Here is a 14703-nt window from a genome sequence, read left to right on the forward strand (position 1 = left end):
TGCGGGGAACGCCCAGCGAGTCCTCAGGATGCAATGTTAATGTTTAAGGAGCATCCGAATGGACTGGCTCACGGATACGAAAATCCCCGTAGGTAAAACGGCCAAACGGCTGTTTGACTGGCTTCAGGACACAGGCGAGCCGTTTTTTGACTGGCTGTCCTGGGTGATGGAGCTGTTGATCGACTCGATCCTCTGGATCCTGCAAACGCCGCATCCGCTGCTTGTGACAGCGGTTTTCGTGGCGATTGCCTGGGGGCTCCAGCGCAACTGGAAAACCTGTGTGATGGTCGCGCTGGGGTTCCTCTTTATTCTGAACCAAGGTTATTGGGAGGAAACAACCGAGAGCCTCACGCTGGTGCTGTCGGCCTGTGTGGTCTGTATGGCGATTGGGGTTCCGATTGGCATCGCGGCCGCGCATCGCCCACGTCTTTATGTGGCCATGCGGCCGATCCTTGATCTGATGCAGACCTTGCCGACCTTTGTCTATCTGATCCCGGCGATTGTGTTTTTCGGCATCGGCATGGTGCCGGGTCTGATCGCCACGGTGATCTTTGTTCTGCCCGCGCCGATCCGACTGACGCATCTGGGCGTGTCCTCGACACCGAAACATCTGCTTGAGGCCGCGCAGGCCTTTGGGGCGACGGGCCGGCAGACGCTTTGGAAGGTCGAGTTGCCCTACGCGTTGCCGCAGATCATGACGGGCCTGAACCAGACGATCATGCTGTCGCTCTCGATGGTGGTGATTGCGGCGCTTGTGGGTGCGGATGGTCTGGGCGTGCCGGTTGTGCGGGCGTTGAACCAAGTGAACACAGCTTTGGGTTTTGAAAGCGGATTTATCATCGTGGTCGTGGCCATCATGCTCGACCGCGTGTTGCGGGTGGAACGGTAAGATGGCGGCAGTAGAATTTTACAACGTCTCCATCGTCTTTGGCGACAAACCCGCCAGCGCTTTGCCGATGATGGACAAGGGCTGCGACCGGGCCGAGGTGCAGGAGGCGACCGACCAAATCCTTGGCGTGCACAATTGTTCCCTGACCGTCGAAGAAGGCGAAATCCTCGTGCTGATGGGTCTGTCAGGCTCTGGCAAATCGACTCTTCTCAGAGCGGTGAACGGGTTGAACCCCGTGGTGCGTGGCGCGGTGAAGGTGAATGATGGCAAGGGGCTTGTGGACGTCACCAATGCCGACGACGCGACCTTGCGAGGCCTGCGTCAGAACAACATCGCCATGGTGTTTCAACAGTTTGGCCTGCTGCCCTGGCGGACCGTGCGTGAGAACGTGTGGCTGGGTCTGGAACTCTCGGGCATGTCCAAAGCCGACCGCAACGCGCGCACCTTGGAGCAGCTCGAACTGGTCGGGCTATCTGATTGGGCAGACCGCAAAGTCGGAGAGCTCTCGGGCGGGATGCAGCAACGCGTGGGTCTCGCGCGTGCCTTTGCTACCCAAGCGCCGATTTTGCTGATGGACGAGCCGTTCTCGGCGCTCGATCCCCTGATCCGCACAAAGCTGCAGGACGAATTGCTAGAGCTGCAACGGGATCTCAAACGCACGATTATCTTCGTGTCTCATGATCTGGATGAGGCGTTTAAGATCGGTAATCGCATCGCTATCATGGAGGGCGGTCGGATCGTGCAATGCGGCACGCCGCAGGAAATTTTCTCGGCCCCAGCCAATGAGTATGTGGCTGATTTCGTGGCCCATATGAACCCGCTGGGCGTGCTTTGTGCGCGGGATGTTCTGACGCCAGCCAATGATGCGCCGGAACAGACCGTCGCGCCCGAGACAGACATCCGCGACGTGATGAAACTGATCGGCGAAACCGGGTCGACCGTCGGTGTGATGGAAGACGGCAAGCTGATCGGCGAGGTCACAAAAGAGCGGCTGCTCAGCAAGCTGCTTGATCCGCGCAGCTAACGTGCATCACAGACTGCAGCGCTTGCCAAACCCGAGGCGGGCGCTGTGGTCATGCCAAAACGCGAGACTTCTGCGGCGGACATCCAATGCATCTCGTCTGCGCCTGCCGCGTCCAGCGTGAACCAATAGAACGCGCGCGGCGTGCCCATGACGTCGTAGTAGCTCAGATACTCTTGATGGATGGGGTCAGAGCGCGGGACATCACGACCTTCGACATCTCCGCCCCAGCTGTGCACGCCGACGCAGGCTCCGGGTGAAATTTGCCGTGTGACGCCAGCTAGAAACAGGTCTGTGCCGCCCGAGGCAATCAGACCTTGCGACGGAACAACGGTGGTAAACCCGCGTTTGCGCACTTCGCGGCTGAAAATCAGGTTGGCTTCGTCGTCGACAGAACCTTCGACCATTTCCAAGACCAGAGTCTTGGCGTCGGGATGACGCTCGACGATGTCCAGAAACCGCTCCAACGTCCCCGCGTCGATAGCCCCTCGCGCGACGATGTCCGAGCCATCGCTCGTGAATTGCATCGGTTCATATTCCGCTCCAACGCAGGCGCTCAGCGCAGCAATGGGGGCAAGGTACAGAAGGCATTTCAGTGAAATCATGGTTAAGCTTGTGATGCTAAGCCTGCCTTCGTCAACGTTTAAGCTGCATAAAGCCCCTCGATCGCCTCGCCATAGGCCTCCGTGATCTTGGAGCGACGCACCTTCATTGTGGCCGTGACTTCTCCGTCATCGTGATCAAGTTCCTTAGGCAAGAGCCAGACCTTTTTGATCTGCTCCACCCGCGCGAGGTTTTTGTTGCGGGCCGCGACTTCGCGGTCAACCAATGCGACGATATCGGGGTTTTCGGCCAGCGAGCGGAAGGTCGTATAGGAAATCCCCTTGCTTTCAGCCCAAAGGCGCACGGTGTCAAAATCAATCTGGATCAGGGCCGAAACATAGGGGCGTTTATCGGCAATCACGATGCATTCTTTGATGTAGGGGCTGGCCTTCATCGTGTTTTCAATCAGCGACGGCGTCAGGTTTTTACCCGCTGCGTTGATCATGATGTCCTTCTTGCGGTCCACGATGGAAAAGGACCCATCCGGTAGCGCTTCGGCCACGTCTCCGGTGTGTAGCCAGCCGTCCACGAGGGTGTCGGCGGTGGCTTTGTCGTTCTTGAAATAGCCTTTGAAGACAATGGGGCCTTTGACCAAAAGCTCTCCGTCCTCAGCGACTTTGGCTTCCATTTCGTCTGGAAAGAACCCGACACGCCCGTCGCAATCGCCCCAATTTGGTTGGATGGATGCAGCGCCCGAGGTTTCCGTCATGCCCCAGACTTCGCGGATATTCACGCCGATGCCGCGCAGGAACACCAAGAGGTCTTCAGAAATGGGCGCGGCAGCCGAAAGCGCGATTTTTACACGGCCAAGGCCAAGGTATGAGCGGATGTGGCGATAGACCGTTGCATCCCAGAAGCTATTGGCGAGGCGTTGGGTGAGGCTCCATTGGCTGCGTGGGGTTTTGCTGCGCTTGTGGGCTGAGGCCAGCGCGATCTCGGTCAGGCGACGTTGGATCGGATTGGCGGTTTTGATCTGCACCAAGAGTCCCGCCTGCATCTTCTCCCAAATGCGCGGCACGCCAAAGAACAGCTCTGGCGCCACGTCGCGCAGATCCAGCGTGATGGTCCTGAGGCTCTCGCCAAAGTTCATTGTGCGCCGTGCCGAGAGGCAGTTCACCACGGTCATATTCTGTTCAGCCACGTGACAGAGCGGCAGGTAGCTGAGGATGTTCACATCAGCGGGTAGGCCTTCGAAGAGATCGAGCGCGAGGCGCATGGCCGCATAGAAATTGCCATGGCTGATTTCCGCAGCCTTCGGCGCTCCGGTCGAGCCAGAGGTAAAGACCATCAGCGCGGTGTCGTCTGGTGCGATTGCGTCGCTTCGGGCCTGAATATCCGCCACGTGTTGCGGCAGGCTGGTCTGCCCCATCGCCTGCATCTCATCAAAGGACGTGAGCTTGAGATAGGTCTCATCCCGCAGCCCTTTGGGGTCAAAGACCACCAGTTGCCGCAAGTTCTTGGCGCGGTCGCCCAATTCGACGATTTTGTCGAATTGTTCCTGATCCTCGATGAACAGCACCTCGGTTTCCGAGGCATTTACGAGGTGGTCGATTTCGGCGGCGGGGCTGGTGGGGTACATGCCGACGACGATGGCGCCCACGGCTTGCGCCGCGAACTGTGTGAGCACCCATTCCTGACGGTTCTCTGACAGCACACCAACCTTGTCGCCGGGCTTCACGCCCAGTTCGATAAGGCCAGCCGCCAGCTCTTTGACGATTGCGTCCAGACGTGCCCAGGTAATCTCGTTCCAGACCCCATAGCGTTTCTGACGGATCGCAACCTTGTCGGGGCTTTGCGCACCATGTTCGGCAATGACCTGAACAGAGGTGCGGAAGTTGTCTTTGGTGAATGTGGTCATCCCAGCCCCCTAGCTCAGCCAGCGCTTGCGGCGTTTGTAGTGTTTCACATCGCGGAAACTCTCGCGGGCTTCGCCTTCGGTGGCGACGCCGAGGTAGAAGCTGCGGACATCCGGATCATCACGCAGCTTGGCCACATCGCCTTCCATGACGACCTGGCCGCCTTCCATGATGTAGCTGTAGTCCGCCACCGAGAAGGCGACATTGGCGTTTTGCTCGACCAATAGGATAGAGACACCGTCCTCGGTGTTCAGCCGTTTCACGGTGTCAAAAATCTCTGCGATGATCTTGGGGGCAAGGCCCAAAGATGGTTCGTCCATCAGGATCATCGAAGGCTTTGCGATCATCGCGCGGCCAAAGGCCAGCATCTGCTGTTCGCCACCCGAGAGATAGCCTGCGATCTGTTTGCGGCGCTCTTTGAGGCGCGGAAAGAAGTCATAGACGCGGTCGTAATTCGGTTTTACATCCCGACCACGCAACGCATTGGCGGCGGCGATGAGGTTTTCTTCGACGGTGAGTTCGGTAAAGATCCGCCGCCCTTCGCGGATGTGGAACAGGCCTTCGTGCACAAGCGCGTCGGGCGTGAATTCCTCGACCGGTTTACCTTTAAAGGAAATACGCCCTTCGCGGATCTTTCCGTTCTCAAGCTCCAGCAGACGCGTGGCCGCTTTGAGCGTCGTTGTCTTGCCCGCCCCATTGGATCCCAACAACGCAACGATCTTGCCTTCGGGGGCTTCCAAAGACAGGCCACGCAGCGCTTGGATAGTGTGGTGGTAGACCACTTCGATATTCTCAATCGTCAGCATCTTGGGATCCGGTTTATGGGGTGCGGTGCAGCGCGCTTGGGCTCTGGCCGAGCCCAAGCGCGCTGCGGTTGCGTCTGGGTTAGACCGTCAGCCAGTCAGAGGTCGGCGTGAACAGACGGCTCTCTGCCGAGTACTGATACACACGGCCTGTGCCTACTTTGTTGTTCTCAACCGAGATATTCGTGCCGAAATAGCCACCTAGATCCACGTCTTTGATCGTCGCCAGTGCCGCAGCCAGATTATCGGCCGTCGGAGCCTTACCCATCTCTGCATTGCGACGCAGCGCGATGGTCAGGATGTCCAGCGAGGCAAAGGCCTGAATACCCCAGGTCGGGAAGTAGTTCTCAAGCGGCGTACCCGCCAGAGCGACCTTTGAGATGGCTGCGATCTGCTGCAAGCGCGGCGCGTTTTCCGTGTCGTAGGAATAGCGATAGGGCATCACGCCTTGATAACCTTCGAGGAACGGTCCGGCCTCGGCGGTCACGCGGTCTGCGATCAGTTTTTCCATGCCCCAGAAGGTGCCCATGAATTTTGTGGTCAGACCGAATTGACGCGCGCCGCCAATGAGCTGCGGCCAGACGCCGGTCACATAGCCCTGAAGGATACAGTAATCCGGGTTCGCCTGTGCGATCTTGGTCACATGGGTTGGGATATCCGCGCCCTGTGGCTTGGTGGATTCAACCAGTACGACCTCAAGGCCCAGCTCGGCCGCTTTGGCCTGTCCTGCTTTGATTGGGTCGGTGCCAAATTCGGTGTTGGAATGCACAAAGGCCACCGTCTTGCCGCCTTTGGCCGCGATGTCTTGCAGGAGGATGTTGAACTGATCCTCATAGGTCGGGCCGGACATGAACTGATAGGGATGAGTCTCTGGGTTTGCCAATTCCGTGGCAAAGGACGTCGACGTCATCATCCGCGCCTGATCGCCTTTCAGCTCGGGGCCGACCAGTTTCATGAAGCCGGTGGAGTCGCCATAGTAGGCCACGACCTTGTCGCCTTCAGAGGCCAAAAGGCGCTGATAGTTCGCGAGAGCGTTCTGGGGCACATAGCCTGAGTCCTCAGTCGAGAACTTGATCTTGGTACCGGCAATGCCGCCTTCGTCATTGATGATTTTCTCATAGAGGCTGAAGGCAGGCGCGATCAGCTGGCCTGCCGTCGCGAAGGGGCCGGTTAGCGGCAAGGACGCTCCGATGATGAACTCGCCCGACATCGCGCGCAGGTAGGCGGGCATGCCAAGCGTCGCGGTGCCAGCAGCTGCGCCTGCTAGGACGCTGCGCCGTGTCATATTGAACTTCGTCATAATTTCCTCCCAGTTGTTGTTTTATCCGCGAGCGAAGGGCCAGCGGTTTAAAGCGCGAAACACTCGGTCCGAGATTTGGGTCATCCCGAGTGGTTCGAACATGATGAATCCGATGATAAGCAGGCCGAAGATGATCTCTTGCAGCGGCGCGCGGAACTGTGCGGCTTCGATGGAATCTCCGGCGATGGCCGAGAGGATCACTTTGAGAAGCTCTGGCGACAGAACGATGACCAGGACGCCAAAGACCGGCCCCATGGTGCGGCCCATGCCGCCGACAATCAGCGCGGCGACGAGTTGAAGCGACAGCAGAAGCTCGAATTGTTCAGGCAAGACGCGGGCGTAGAAATAGGCCATCAGAGCGCCTGCCAAGCCGCAACAGGCGGCAGATATTGCGAAACTGGTTAATTTGTAGCGCAACAACGAAATTCCGAGAATTTCGGCGGAATAGTCTCTTTCTCGGATCGCGATAAAGGCGCGGCCCACGCGGGTGCGGAAGAGGTTTTGCACCAATAGAACCGTCGCGAAAGCCATCACCGCGATCAGGATAAAGACCTCGCGTTGCGTGTCCAAAACCCAGCCAAAGATGCTGGGGTCCACAGTGGTCAGACCGGTTTTGCCTCCGGTCCATGGGGCCAGTGCGTCGAGTTCAATCAGGAAGATGATGATGAAGTTTGCGCTAAGGGTCGCGACCGCTAGGTAGACGCCTTTGACTCGCAAAGACGGCAGGCCAACGATCAATCCGATGACGGCAGCGAGGGCCATGGCTCCGGGGATGGTGAAGAAAGGTTGGATGCCTTCGGGGATCGACAGGGCTGTGGCTGCGTGATGCAGGAGCGTGACTCCATAAGCACCGATGGCGACGAAAGCCGCGTGACCAAGGGACATCAACCCAGTGTAGCCCGTCAGCACATTCAGGCCGACCACAGCCACCACCATGATGCCGACCTGACAGGCGACCAAAATCACGTAGTCATTCGCAAAGATCGGCAGCCAAGCCGCCAAAACCGCGAGCCCCCACACAAAGGAAAACTTATAGCGATTGTCGACGATCTTCTCGTCGGCTGCATATGTCGCTTTGAGGTTGCCGTTGATCATATGCGTTCAATCTCTTTTTGCCCTAAGAGGCCATGCGGGCGGATCAGGATGACGATGAGGACGGCCACATAGGGCGTGATCTCGACCCAGTCGCCGCCGAGTTGCCATTGGGCGAGCGCCTCAAGGATGCCGACCGCCATGGCCGAGATGAAAACGCCGACAAAGCTGTCGAGTCCGCCCATGAGCACAATCGCGAGGACCGAAAACCCGAAGAGGCCAAGGGCAGGGGACACCCCATCCCGCGCCGCAAGGATTGCCCCTGCAATCGCGCCCGTTGCGGCGGCCAGAACCCAGGCGTTTGCGAAAACGCGGGGGACAGAGATGCCCATGGAATAGGCGGTGGATTGGTCCTCAGACGCAGCGCGCATGGCAACGCCCGACGTTGAGCGGCGCAGCCAGATCACAATGGCTGCGAAAATGACCAGTGCGAGGCCCATGCTGACGAGGTTGGCTCCGAAGATGAAGATTTTGGAGCCGAAAACTTCAAACCGCAGCGCCGGATTGGGCGCGAGGTGGGGCACAGAGGCTGCGTCTCCGGTCCAGATCATGCTTTTCGCGCCAGACAGGACCGAGATCAGACCAACGGTGATCATAATCATTGCGAAGTTGGATTGGCCCAAAAGGGGCCGCATCAGGAAGCGTTCGATCAGGCGGGCGAGGATCGACGATCCGATGATCGCGCAGATCAGGCCAAAGATGATACGCGGCAGTTTTTCAAGCCACGCGAGCCATGCGGCCTCGGGCGAGAACATCTGCGCTTTGGATTTCGCCTCGACCAGCCAGTCGGGTTGGAACAAGAGATCCGGGAACCAAGGGGCCGCGGGCAGGAGCACCGCGAAGGTATAATACAAATACGCCCCAATCATGATGACATAACCATGGGCGAAGTTCACCACGCGGGTCGCTTTGTAGATCGCGACAATCCCCAAAGCGATCAGTGCATAAATTGCGCCCGCCATAAGCCCATTAATCGCGAATTGCAGAAACTGTCCCATCAGGCGGCCTGCCCGAGGTATGCGTCGATGACCTCTTTGCTTTGCGCGACTTCTTGCGGAGTGCCCTGTGCGATCTGTTGACCAAAGTTCAGCACCACCACGCGCGAGCAGATATCCATCACCATATGCATGTCATGCTCGACCAAAAGGATCGTTGTGCCGAATTGTTCCTGAACATCCAGAATGAACCGCGCCATATCGGCGGTTTCCTCTCGGTTCATGCCCGCGACGGGTTCATCAAGCAGCAGGATCTTGGGTTTCATGGCCAACGCCCGCCCCAATTCGACGCGCTTTTGCAGGCCATAGGGCAGGGCGGTGATCGGCGCTTTGCGGACGTGGTCGATTTCAAGGAAATCAATGACCCGCTCTTCGAGGTCGCGGCGCAGTTCCAGCTCTTCTTTCTGGGCCGATCCGAAATATCGCAAAGCCGACCAGACATTCGCATTCAGCCGCGTATGGCAGCCCAGTTTGATATTGTCCAAAACGGTCATGCCACGAAACAGGGCGATGTTCTGAAAGGTGCGCGCGATGCCAAGCGCCGCGCGAGCGTCCGGTTTCAGGCCCGAGATATCCTGACCCTCGACCGTCACGGTTCCGTTGTCCGGCTTGTAAAACCCCGAGATCACATTGAAGAGCGAGGTCTTACCCGCTCCGTTCGGACCAATAATACCGGTGATCTCGCCGGGCGCGGCCTCAAAGCTCACGCCTTGGAGTGCGCGCACGCCGCCAAAAGACAACTGAATGTCGTCTACCTTTAACAAATGTACCCCTCCCAATGCCCCTCTGTTTGATCAGAAATTAGGCATGTTGACTTTAGGCTAAATTACCTGACTATAAAGTCAAGTCTGCGACTTTCATATTGGGAATGAGGGACTATGGTGCGCCCCGATGTTTCCGAATCCATGACCGGAGGACCTATGGCACAGGGTGGTGCGCAAATCGCGACAACGACGTCTCCGTTTAAACGGGACGCGCTGCGTATGCGCAAAGTCGACTACATTCGGCAAGTGGCCAGTGACCTGTTCAATCGCAAAGGGTTTGATGCGACATCTTTGGATGAAGTGGCTGAGATCATTGGGATTTCAAAGCCATCAATCTACTACTACTACAAGAATAAATCCGAGCTTCTGCTCGATTGCTATACCCGCACGTTGGACATCTGTGAGTCCTTGATCGAAGAGGCTGAAGCGAAGGGTGGCACGTCGCTGGACAAGCTCTGCTACTTTACCAGAGAGCTGATTTACCTGAATTGCGCCCATGGCTCGATTGCCATTGTCAGCGAGCTGAATTCTGTCCCAGACGCGTCAATTGAGGGTCTGCGCAAGCGCAACACGGCGCTGACAGAGAATCTCTTGTCGCTGACCAAGAACGGCGTGGCGGATGGGTCGATGCGGTCAGACATCGGGAAACCGACGATCTATTTCATCATGGGTGGCGTGAACTGGATTCCACGCTGGCACCGCGAAGATGGCACGATGTCGGCCGAAGATATTGCCAATTCCTACACCGAGTTCTTGCTGCGCGGAGTCGCGGCACCTGACGGAAACTGAGATTTCCCCGCGACAGATGCCCGGACTGCGCTAGAGTTAAGTACTCTGCATCAGAGGAAGGGGAATTTCGTGTTTCATATCTGGCGGCGACTGCTGTGCGTTTGGGTATTTGCGTTCGCATGTGCAAGCCCTGCGATCGCAGAACGCGAATTGCATGTCGTGGCCGTCGGGAAAGGCTGGCTTGCATCCGGAGATTTCACCAATCCACCGCGCGCCAAAGTATGGGTAGACAGACCGGGCGTATCGGTTGTTTTGGTTCTGCTCGATCGGGGGGCTGTGGAATGGCAGATTGAAGCATCTGATCAGAGTGTCATCGAAACTATCATCCTAGGCGGGCAAGAGGCGGCGCCATTGGCAACGGGCGTTATTCCCAAAAGCTCGATTCTGTTTCACGACCTTCCATTGCCGATGGACAAAAACACTGACTTGCCGTTCATAGACGGCTTTCTCGGTGGACCTTATCGCAATCTGCTAAATCGGCTTTTTCAAGAGACCGACGTCCGAGGAGCGGGCAGTGTTCAAGTCCGCAGGCAAGCTCCGGAGGGAGCGATTTCTGTCTCAACTTTGAACCAAAGCAGTCGCAGACCAGTCGGTTACCTCGAGCCTCTCGTGGGCCAGACCACGGATTTGCCAGGACGCCTGCAGGCGTATCTGGCGAACCCTTCGCATAGCGACGCACCAAAAGCGACGTTCACACCGACGGGTATGCGTTTTGAAACAAGCGAGGGAACCAAGGTTTTCCCTCTTCCAGACGATGTAGAGCGACCGTTTTTGCCCAATGGCGCCTATTATGACGCTGAAACCAACGCCATTTTTGGTGTCACCTTTGGCGGCCCAGGGTGGCTATATCGTGTCGATGTGGAAACTGATGCATGGGACGTTGTCGAAAATTTGCGCGGCTACGATGCGGCGGGGATTTTGCGTGACTCTGACAATGATCTCTTTGTTTTGACGGGCGCGCGCAGTCGCCCCGGAGAAATCGCGCTGCTGCGCCTAGGTGAAAGCATCGAAACCGTCCTGTTCGAGGTGCGCGCCTTGCCGGGTTTCACGGATCTCTACGCCTATCCGAACGCTTTTCCCCCAAGGCTCACGCCTCGCGTTTATGAAGACCAATGGTTGATCGCAGAGGCGACGAGCAAGCTGGATGAAGGGATAGCAGGTTATGGAAAGCACCGCCTCTATGCGTTGAATCTGGCCACACGCGAAGTCAGGTTGCTGGCATTCACGAATTTTGAGTGAGCAAACCCTGCGGGAATAACTTGGCGACCCCGGTAGGATTCGAACCTACAACCTGCCCCTTAGGAGGGATGCGTTCATAGCGCTATTCCTTTTGTGATTTCTTAGAGTTGGGTGTTTGTACAGCGTCATCCTGTACGTGGTTTGTACGAAAACGGGCCCTAATGTCAGCCTCATCGGTCTCGGCGTGGGCATAGATGCGCATGGGCAAATTAGGGTCTGACCAGCGGCCAGCCTTGGCCGCGGTGACGGGATCGACGCCCTGCCGGACGACTAATTCAGTGAAGAACCCGTGCCGTCCGGCTGGGTGCGCAGAAAGGTACGGGATGCCCGCCCGCTTGCAGATTGTCTTCCAGCGCGTGTTGTAACCTGTCGAGCTGCCATAGCCGAAGATGCGCGCTTTCATCAGCTTGCCGGTCTTGCGGTTCTTGGGGCGTTTGGGCAGCAACGCGAGAAGCTCGTCCATCATCTGAGGTGAGACAGTGATCCAGCTTTCTGGGTGGCCCTTCTGCGCCTTCACTCGGACTTTGTTCTCGTGCGGCCGAAGGTCATCCGGCTCCAGCGATACGGCCTGATCAATCCTTGCAGCCGTCTCAAACATGAAACGGACCAGCGCGGCATTGTACGGATCAGCAGCACCGCAAAAGGCTTCGATCCATTCCTTGTCAGCTGGCGTGCGCTCTACACGGCTAAGCTTCCCGCGCCGCTTGTCCTGCGCGATCCGCTCGAATTTATCATAAGGCTTTACGCGGATCAGAGGTGTGCCTTCCAATTCGTGCGCATTGTTGATCACCGCACTCGCGGGCGTCACGATTTCGCGCCACCAAGTATCGGTCGACGCTTTGGGTTTCAGTTTCGGCCCAAGGCTCTTCAATAGTGCGCCAGATATCGCACCGAGCGACAAGTCACCGATTGCTTCGACAATCGGGATCAACTGCTTCGCTGCTTTGGGGGACGCGTTGTAGAGCATGATTGCATCAGAGAACGTCTTGCTCGGTTCGTCGCCCACGACATAGCGTCGAATTTGGCGTTCGGTCTCATGGTTTATCCAGTCCCGTGCACCCTCTTCTGTAGATGCCTTAGTGCTTCGCCGGTATGGGCCGGCGATTGGCCTGCCGTTGTATTCGATCCACCCCTTGGCCCAATAGACGCGGCCCCTCTTATAAATTTGGAGCGGCATGACTGGCCTCCTTCAAAAATCGTGTCGATCTGCGCGGGCGTGATCAGCATGGTCCGCCCAAGGCGGTAAAATGCGCCCGTCTCGTTTGCCCGCTCACGCAACGTGCGTTCTGAAATATCGATCCCCATCCCGGCCATAACTTCGACCCACTGCGCGGGCGTTTTCCCGAGCCCCAGGATCTGAGAGCTGTCTGAATAGTTGGTCTCTGCCATTTCAGTTGTCCTTGTCCGCTTAAGTTGAATCGGCGACACGCATGGAATCGCTTGTTCTGCACCTTCTGACGTGGTCAGATGTGATTAACAGTAAATGTTCGTCATTTTTTGCAAAGTTCGCGAATTTCGACGAAGTAGTCAATTGGAAAATTTCGATGCCGCAGAAACATGCTGATCTTTTTGCTGCAATGGGTGCTCGTCTCACCATTGCTCGCAATGAAATCGGCTTCTCACAAGCGGCCATGGCGGAAGCTATCGGCGTCTCACCCCGCGCGTATCACAGCTACGAAAAGGGCCAGCGCGGAATGCCTGTAGAAGCCTTGGTCGCGATGGGTGAGCGGTTCGAGGTGGACGTGCCCTGGCTGCTACTCGGCACCAAATCCATTCGGGCTGGGCATGATTTCGAGGCGCTCAAACACATCGAAAGCTCGCTGGATAAGCACCTCACCGATGAGGGCATAAGAATCAAAAGCGAAAAGCGCGGGGCCATTGTCGCGCGCTGGTATCAATCGCATGTCGAAGGTCGTGAAGTGACGGATGATGACGTGCACACATGGATCGAGTTGGTAAGGGAGTAATCTGGTGAACAAGGCAAGCAAACGCTGGAACATGTTGCGGCATTCGGTCTTGGAGCGCACTCGCCGTGAGGTGATCGAACCCTTCGGGCCGCTTTACCTGATCTTCCTGGGAACCAGCGTGTTCTTCCTGATTGGCTTGGGTCGACTATCACTGGCACAACAGACCGCCGAATACTCGGTTTTGGCCGCCATCATGATTTTTGCCATCGCTGCGGCTGGCTTTGCACTTCCATTTTTGACAGGCGCGGTGCTGACCCTTCGCGCGGCCGATCGAAAACTGGAACGTCTCCAACGCGGGTGAACCGATGGCTTTCGGCGTCTTCATCCACCGCAGCGACTCGATCTACGACGATATTCCCTCGGAGCGGTATCAGTTTCCCAAGCAATACCTCTCTCGCGCCCAACAGTGCGAAGGGGATTGGATCGTCTACCTGGAGCCAAGCAAGGTCAAAGAGACCAAAGGCTATTTTGCTGTCGCTATGGTCCAGGAGATCATTCCGGATCCTAGGAAACCGGACATGTTCTTGGCCGTGATTGAGCCGGGAACGTATCTTGATTTCGGCGACCCAGTTTCATTCCGGGACGAGAATTCGATCATCGAAAGAGGATTGCTGAACGATCAAGGCAAGATATCTGGACGCGCGCAAGCTGCGGTAAGAGCCCTTTCAGCTGAAGACTTTGCCCGAATAGTCGAACGTGGACTTGGACGAGATGAGGGCATCCTGCCTCGCGTAGGCGGCATGATGCAAATGCCTGGGTTTCAAGATGCTCAAACACCTTTCCAACACCTGCCTGCACGGGAACGCGTCAACCAGCTGACCAACCGCGCGGTTCGCGATCGAAATTTCAGAAAGAACGTCCTGCGCGCCTACGGCGAGCGCTGCGCCATCACTGGTTTACGTCTGATCAATGGCGGCGGCCGTGCCGAAGTGGAAGCCGCTCATATCAGACCTGTAGAGCATGACGGCCCCGACATTGTCAGCAACGGTCTCGCCCTGTCCGGAACCGCGCATTGGATGTTTGATCGGGGCCTCGTTGGATTAGCCGACGACCTGACTATTCTGGTTTCCCGCCAAAGCAATGACATCGAAGCCGTGACATCGATGATCAACTCATCCGGCAAGATCTTGGTGCCGGACCGCCTCGCCAACCGGCCAAGGACTGAGTTTGTAACCTGGCACAGAGAGAACTGTTTCAAGCATTAACGATACTCAGTGCGGACCTTGGTGCAAAACGCAGCTAACGGCAGAAAAGAGCCTATTCTGTTGAAAAACTCACCCTTGATCGAGGCCGAAGTCACTGATTCAATTTCCATATTGAACGGGGGATTGAGTGATGATGGGACCGAGACAAGAAGCGCAGGCGGCTTTGTTTTACGAGTTTTC

The 14703-nt window shown here is 57.0% G+C and carries 17 protein-coding genes; 7 read left to right on the forward strand and 10 right to left on the reverse strand.

Going from position 1 to position 14703, the window contains the following annotated elements:
* The first annotated feature begins 58 nt into the window (after positions 1 to 58).
* The gene (gene choW / locus WG622_RS07345) at positions 59 to 889 is read left to right on the forward strand and encodes a choline ABC transporter permease subunit (protein WP_339402986.1); all 831 of its coding nucleotides are present in this window, start codon (positions 59 to 61) and stop codon (positions 887 to 889) included.
* A 1-nt stretch (position 890) separates the two neighbouring features.
* On the forward strand, positions 891 to 1913 hold the full coding sequence (gene choV, locus WG622_RS07350) for a choline ABC transporter ATP-binding protein (RefSeq protein WP_339402987.1): 1023 nt from the start codon (positions 891 to 893) through the stop codon (positions 1911 to 1913).
* Here choV and WG622_RS07355 read toward each other — a convergent pair.
* The 7 genes from WG622_RS07355 to WG622_RS07385 form a co-directional block, all read right to left on the reverse strand.
* A complete protein-coding gene (locus WG622_RS07355; protein WP_339402988.1) occupies positions 1910 to 2515 on the reverse strand; it encodes a COG3904 family protein in 606 nt (201 codons plus the stop codon). The genes choV and WG622_RS07355 overlap by 4 nt on opposite strands.
* Positions 2516 to 2553: 38 nt before the next feature.
* The gene (locus tag WG622_RS07360; RefSeq protein ID WP_339402989.1) at positions 2554 to 4371 is read right to left on the reverse strand and encodes an AMP-dependent synthetase/ligase; all 1818 of its coding nucleotides are present in this window, start codon (positions 4369 to 4371) and stop codon (positions 2554 to 2556) included.
* Between the two features lie 9 nt (positions 4372 to 4380).
* Entirely contained in the window at positions 4381 to 5175 is a 795-nt protein-coding gene (locus WG622_RS07365; protein ID WP_339402990.1) for an ABC transporter ATP-binding protein, read from the reverse strand.
* 79 nt (positions 5176 to 5254) lie between these two features.
* Entirely contained in the window at positions 5255 to 6472 is a 1218-nt protein-coding gene (locus WG622_RS07370) for an ABC transporter substrate-binding protein (protein WP_339402991.1), read from the reverse strand.
* A gap of 21 nt (positions 6473 to 6493) precedes the next feature.
* Positions 6494 to 7567: a branched-chain amino acid ABC transporter permease gene (locus WG622_RS07375; protein ID WP_339402992.1), complete on the reverse strand. Its 1074-nt coding sequence runs from the start codon at positions 7565 to 7567 to the stop codon at positions 6494 to 6496.
* Positions 7564 to 8562 (reverse strand): branched-chain amino acid ABC transporter permease, encoded by a 999-nt coding sequence (locus WG622_RS07380; RefSeq protein WP_339402993.1) that lies wholly within the window; start codon positions 8560 to 8562, stop codon positions 7564 to 7566. Before WG622_RS07380 ends, WG622_RS07375 begins: the two co-directional genes overlap by 4 nt.
* Positions 8562 to 9323: an ABC transporter ATP-binding protein gene (locus tag WG622_RS07385; protein WP_339402994.1), complete on the reverse strand. Its 762-nt coding sequence runs from the start codon at positions 9321 to 9323 to the stop codon at positions 8562 to 8564. The genes WG622_RS07380 and WG622_RS07385 overlap by 1 nt, the downstream gene beginning before the upstream one ends.
* 114 nt (positions 9324 to 9437) lie before the next feature.
* Here WG622_RS07385 and WG622_RS07390 point away from each other — a divergent pair, with 114 nt between their 5' ends.
* Both WG622_RS07390 and WG622_RS07395 read left to right on the forward strand, forming a co-directional pair.
* Positions 9438 to 10112, forward strand: a complete 675-nt coding sequence (locus WG622_RS07390; RefSeq protein ID WP_339402995.1) for a TetR/AcrR family transcriptional regulator — start codon at positions 9438 to 9440, stop codon at positions 10110 to 10112.
* Positions 10113 to 10181: 69 nt separating this feature from the next.
* A complete protein-coding gene (locus WG622_RS07395) occupies positions 10182 to 11351 on the forward strand; it encodes a hypothetical protein (RefSeq protein ID WP_339402996.1) in 1170 nt (389 codons plus the stop codon).
* A gap of 82 nt (positions 11352 to 11433) precedes the next feature.
* On the opposite strand, the gene WG622_RS07400 is transcribed toward WG622_RS07395, so the two are convergent.
* Both WG622_RS07400 and WG622_RS07405 read right to left on the reverse strand, forming a co-directional pair.
* The gene (locus WG622_RS07400; protein ID WP_339402997.1) at positions 11434 to 12357 is read right to left on the reverse strand and encodes a tyrosine-type recombinase/integrase; all 924 of its coding nucleotides are present in this window, start codon (positions 12355 to 12357) and stop codon (positions 11434 to 11436) included.
* Positions 12358 to 12392: 35 nt separating this feature from the next.
* Entirely contained in the window at positions 12393 to 12740 is a 348-nt protein-coding gene (locus WG622_RS07405) for a hypothetical protein (RefSeq protein ID WP_339402998.1), read from the reverse strand.
* 41 nt (positions 12741 to 12781) lie between these two features.
* On the opposite strand from WG622_RS07405, the gene WG622_RS07410 reads away from it, so the two are divergent.
* The 3 genes from WG622_RS07410 to WG622_RS07420 are packed head-to-tail and all read left to right on the forward strand — an operon-like array spanning position 12782 to position 14523.
* A complete protein-coding gene (locus tag WG622_RS07410) occupies positions 12782 to 13318 on the forward strand; it encodes a helix-turn-helix domain-containing protein (protein ID WP_242656127.1) in 537 nt (178 codons plus the stop codon).
* A gap of 4 nt (positions 13319 to 13322) precedes the next feature.
* Entirely contained in the window at positions 13323 to 13619 is a 297-nt protein-coding gene (locus tag WG622_RS07415) for a hypothetical protein (RefSeq protein WP_050687580.1), read from the forward strand.
* Positions 13620 to 13623: 4 nt separating this feature from the next.
* Positions 13624 to 14523: an HNH endonuclease gene (locus WG622_RS07420; protein ID WP_050687578.1), complete on the forward strand. Its 900-nt coding sequence runs from the start codon at positions 13624 to 13626 to the stop codon at positions 14521 to 14523.
* Here WG622_RS07420 and WG622_RS07425 read toward each other — a convergent pair.
* Positions 14520 to 14703, reverse strand: a 184-nt coding sequence (locus tag WG622_RS07425) for a hypothetical protein (protein WP_339402999.1), incomplete at its 5' end; no start/stop codon positions are given. The genes WG622_RS07420 and WG622_RS07425 overlap by 4 nt on opposite strands.

It is taken from the genome of Cognatishimia coralii, assembly GCF_037478305.1.
GTDB lineage: Bacteria > Pseudomonadota > Alphaproteobacteria > Rhodobacterales > Rhodobacteraceae > Cognatishimia > Cognatishimia coralii.

What these genes read in the sequence shown, in the direction of transcription:
- WG622_RS07360 (WP_339402989.1), bottom strand. Translation starts at nt 4,371, where the DNA reads ATGACCACATTCACCAAAGACAACTTCCGCACCTCTGTTCAGGTCATT.
- WG622_RS07355 (WP_339402988.1), bottom strand. Translation starts at nt 2,515, where the DNA reads ATGATTTCACTGAAATGCCTTCTGTACCTTGCCCCCATTGCTGCGCTG.
- WG622_RS07375 (WP_339402992.1), bottom strand. Translation starts at nt 7,567, where the DNA reads ATGATCAACGGCAACCTCAAAGCGACATATGCAGCCGACGAGAAGATC.
- choV (WP_339402987.1), top strand. Translation starts at nt 891, where the DNA reads ATGGCGGCAGTAGAATTTTACAACGTCTCCATCGTCTTTGGCGACAAA.
- WG622_RS07380 (WP_339402993.1), bottom strand. Translation starts at nt 8,562, where the DNA reads ATGGGACAGTTTCTGCAATTCGCGATTAATGGGCTTATGGCGGGCGCA.
- WG622_RS07365 (WP_339402990.1), bottom strand. Translation starts at nt 5,175, where the DNA reads ATGCTGACGATTGAGAATATCGAAGTGGTCTACCACCACACTATCCAA.
- WG622_RS07405 (WP_339402998.1), bottom strand. Translation starts at nt 12,740, where the DNA reads ATGGCAGAGACCAACTATTCAGACAGCTCTCAGATCCTGGGGCTCGGG.
- WG622_RS07390 (WP_339402995.1), top strand. Translation starts at nt 9,438, where the DNA reads ATGGTGCGCCCCGATGTTTCCGAATCCATGACCGGAGGACCTATGGCA.
- WG622_RS07410 (WP_242656127.1), top strand. Translation starts at nt 12,782, where the DNA reads ATGGAATCGCTTGTTCTGCACCTTCTGACGTGGTCAGATGTGATTAAC.
- choW (WP_339402986.1), top strand. Translation starts at nt 59, where the DNA reads ATGGACTGGCTCACGGATACGAAAATCCCCGTAGGTAAAACGGCCAAA.
- WG622_RS07420 (WP_050687578.1), top strand. Translation starts at nt 13,624, where the DNA reads ATGGCTTTCGGCGTCTTCATCCACCGCAGCGACTCGATCTACGACGAT.
- WG622_RS07370 (WP_339402991.1), bottom strand. Translation starts at nt 6,472, where the DNA reads ATGACGAAGTTCAATATGACACGGCGCAGCGTCCTAGCAGGCGCAGCT.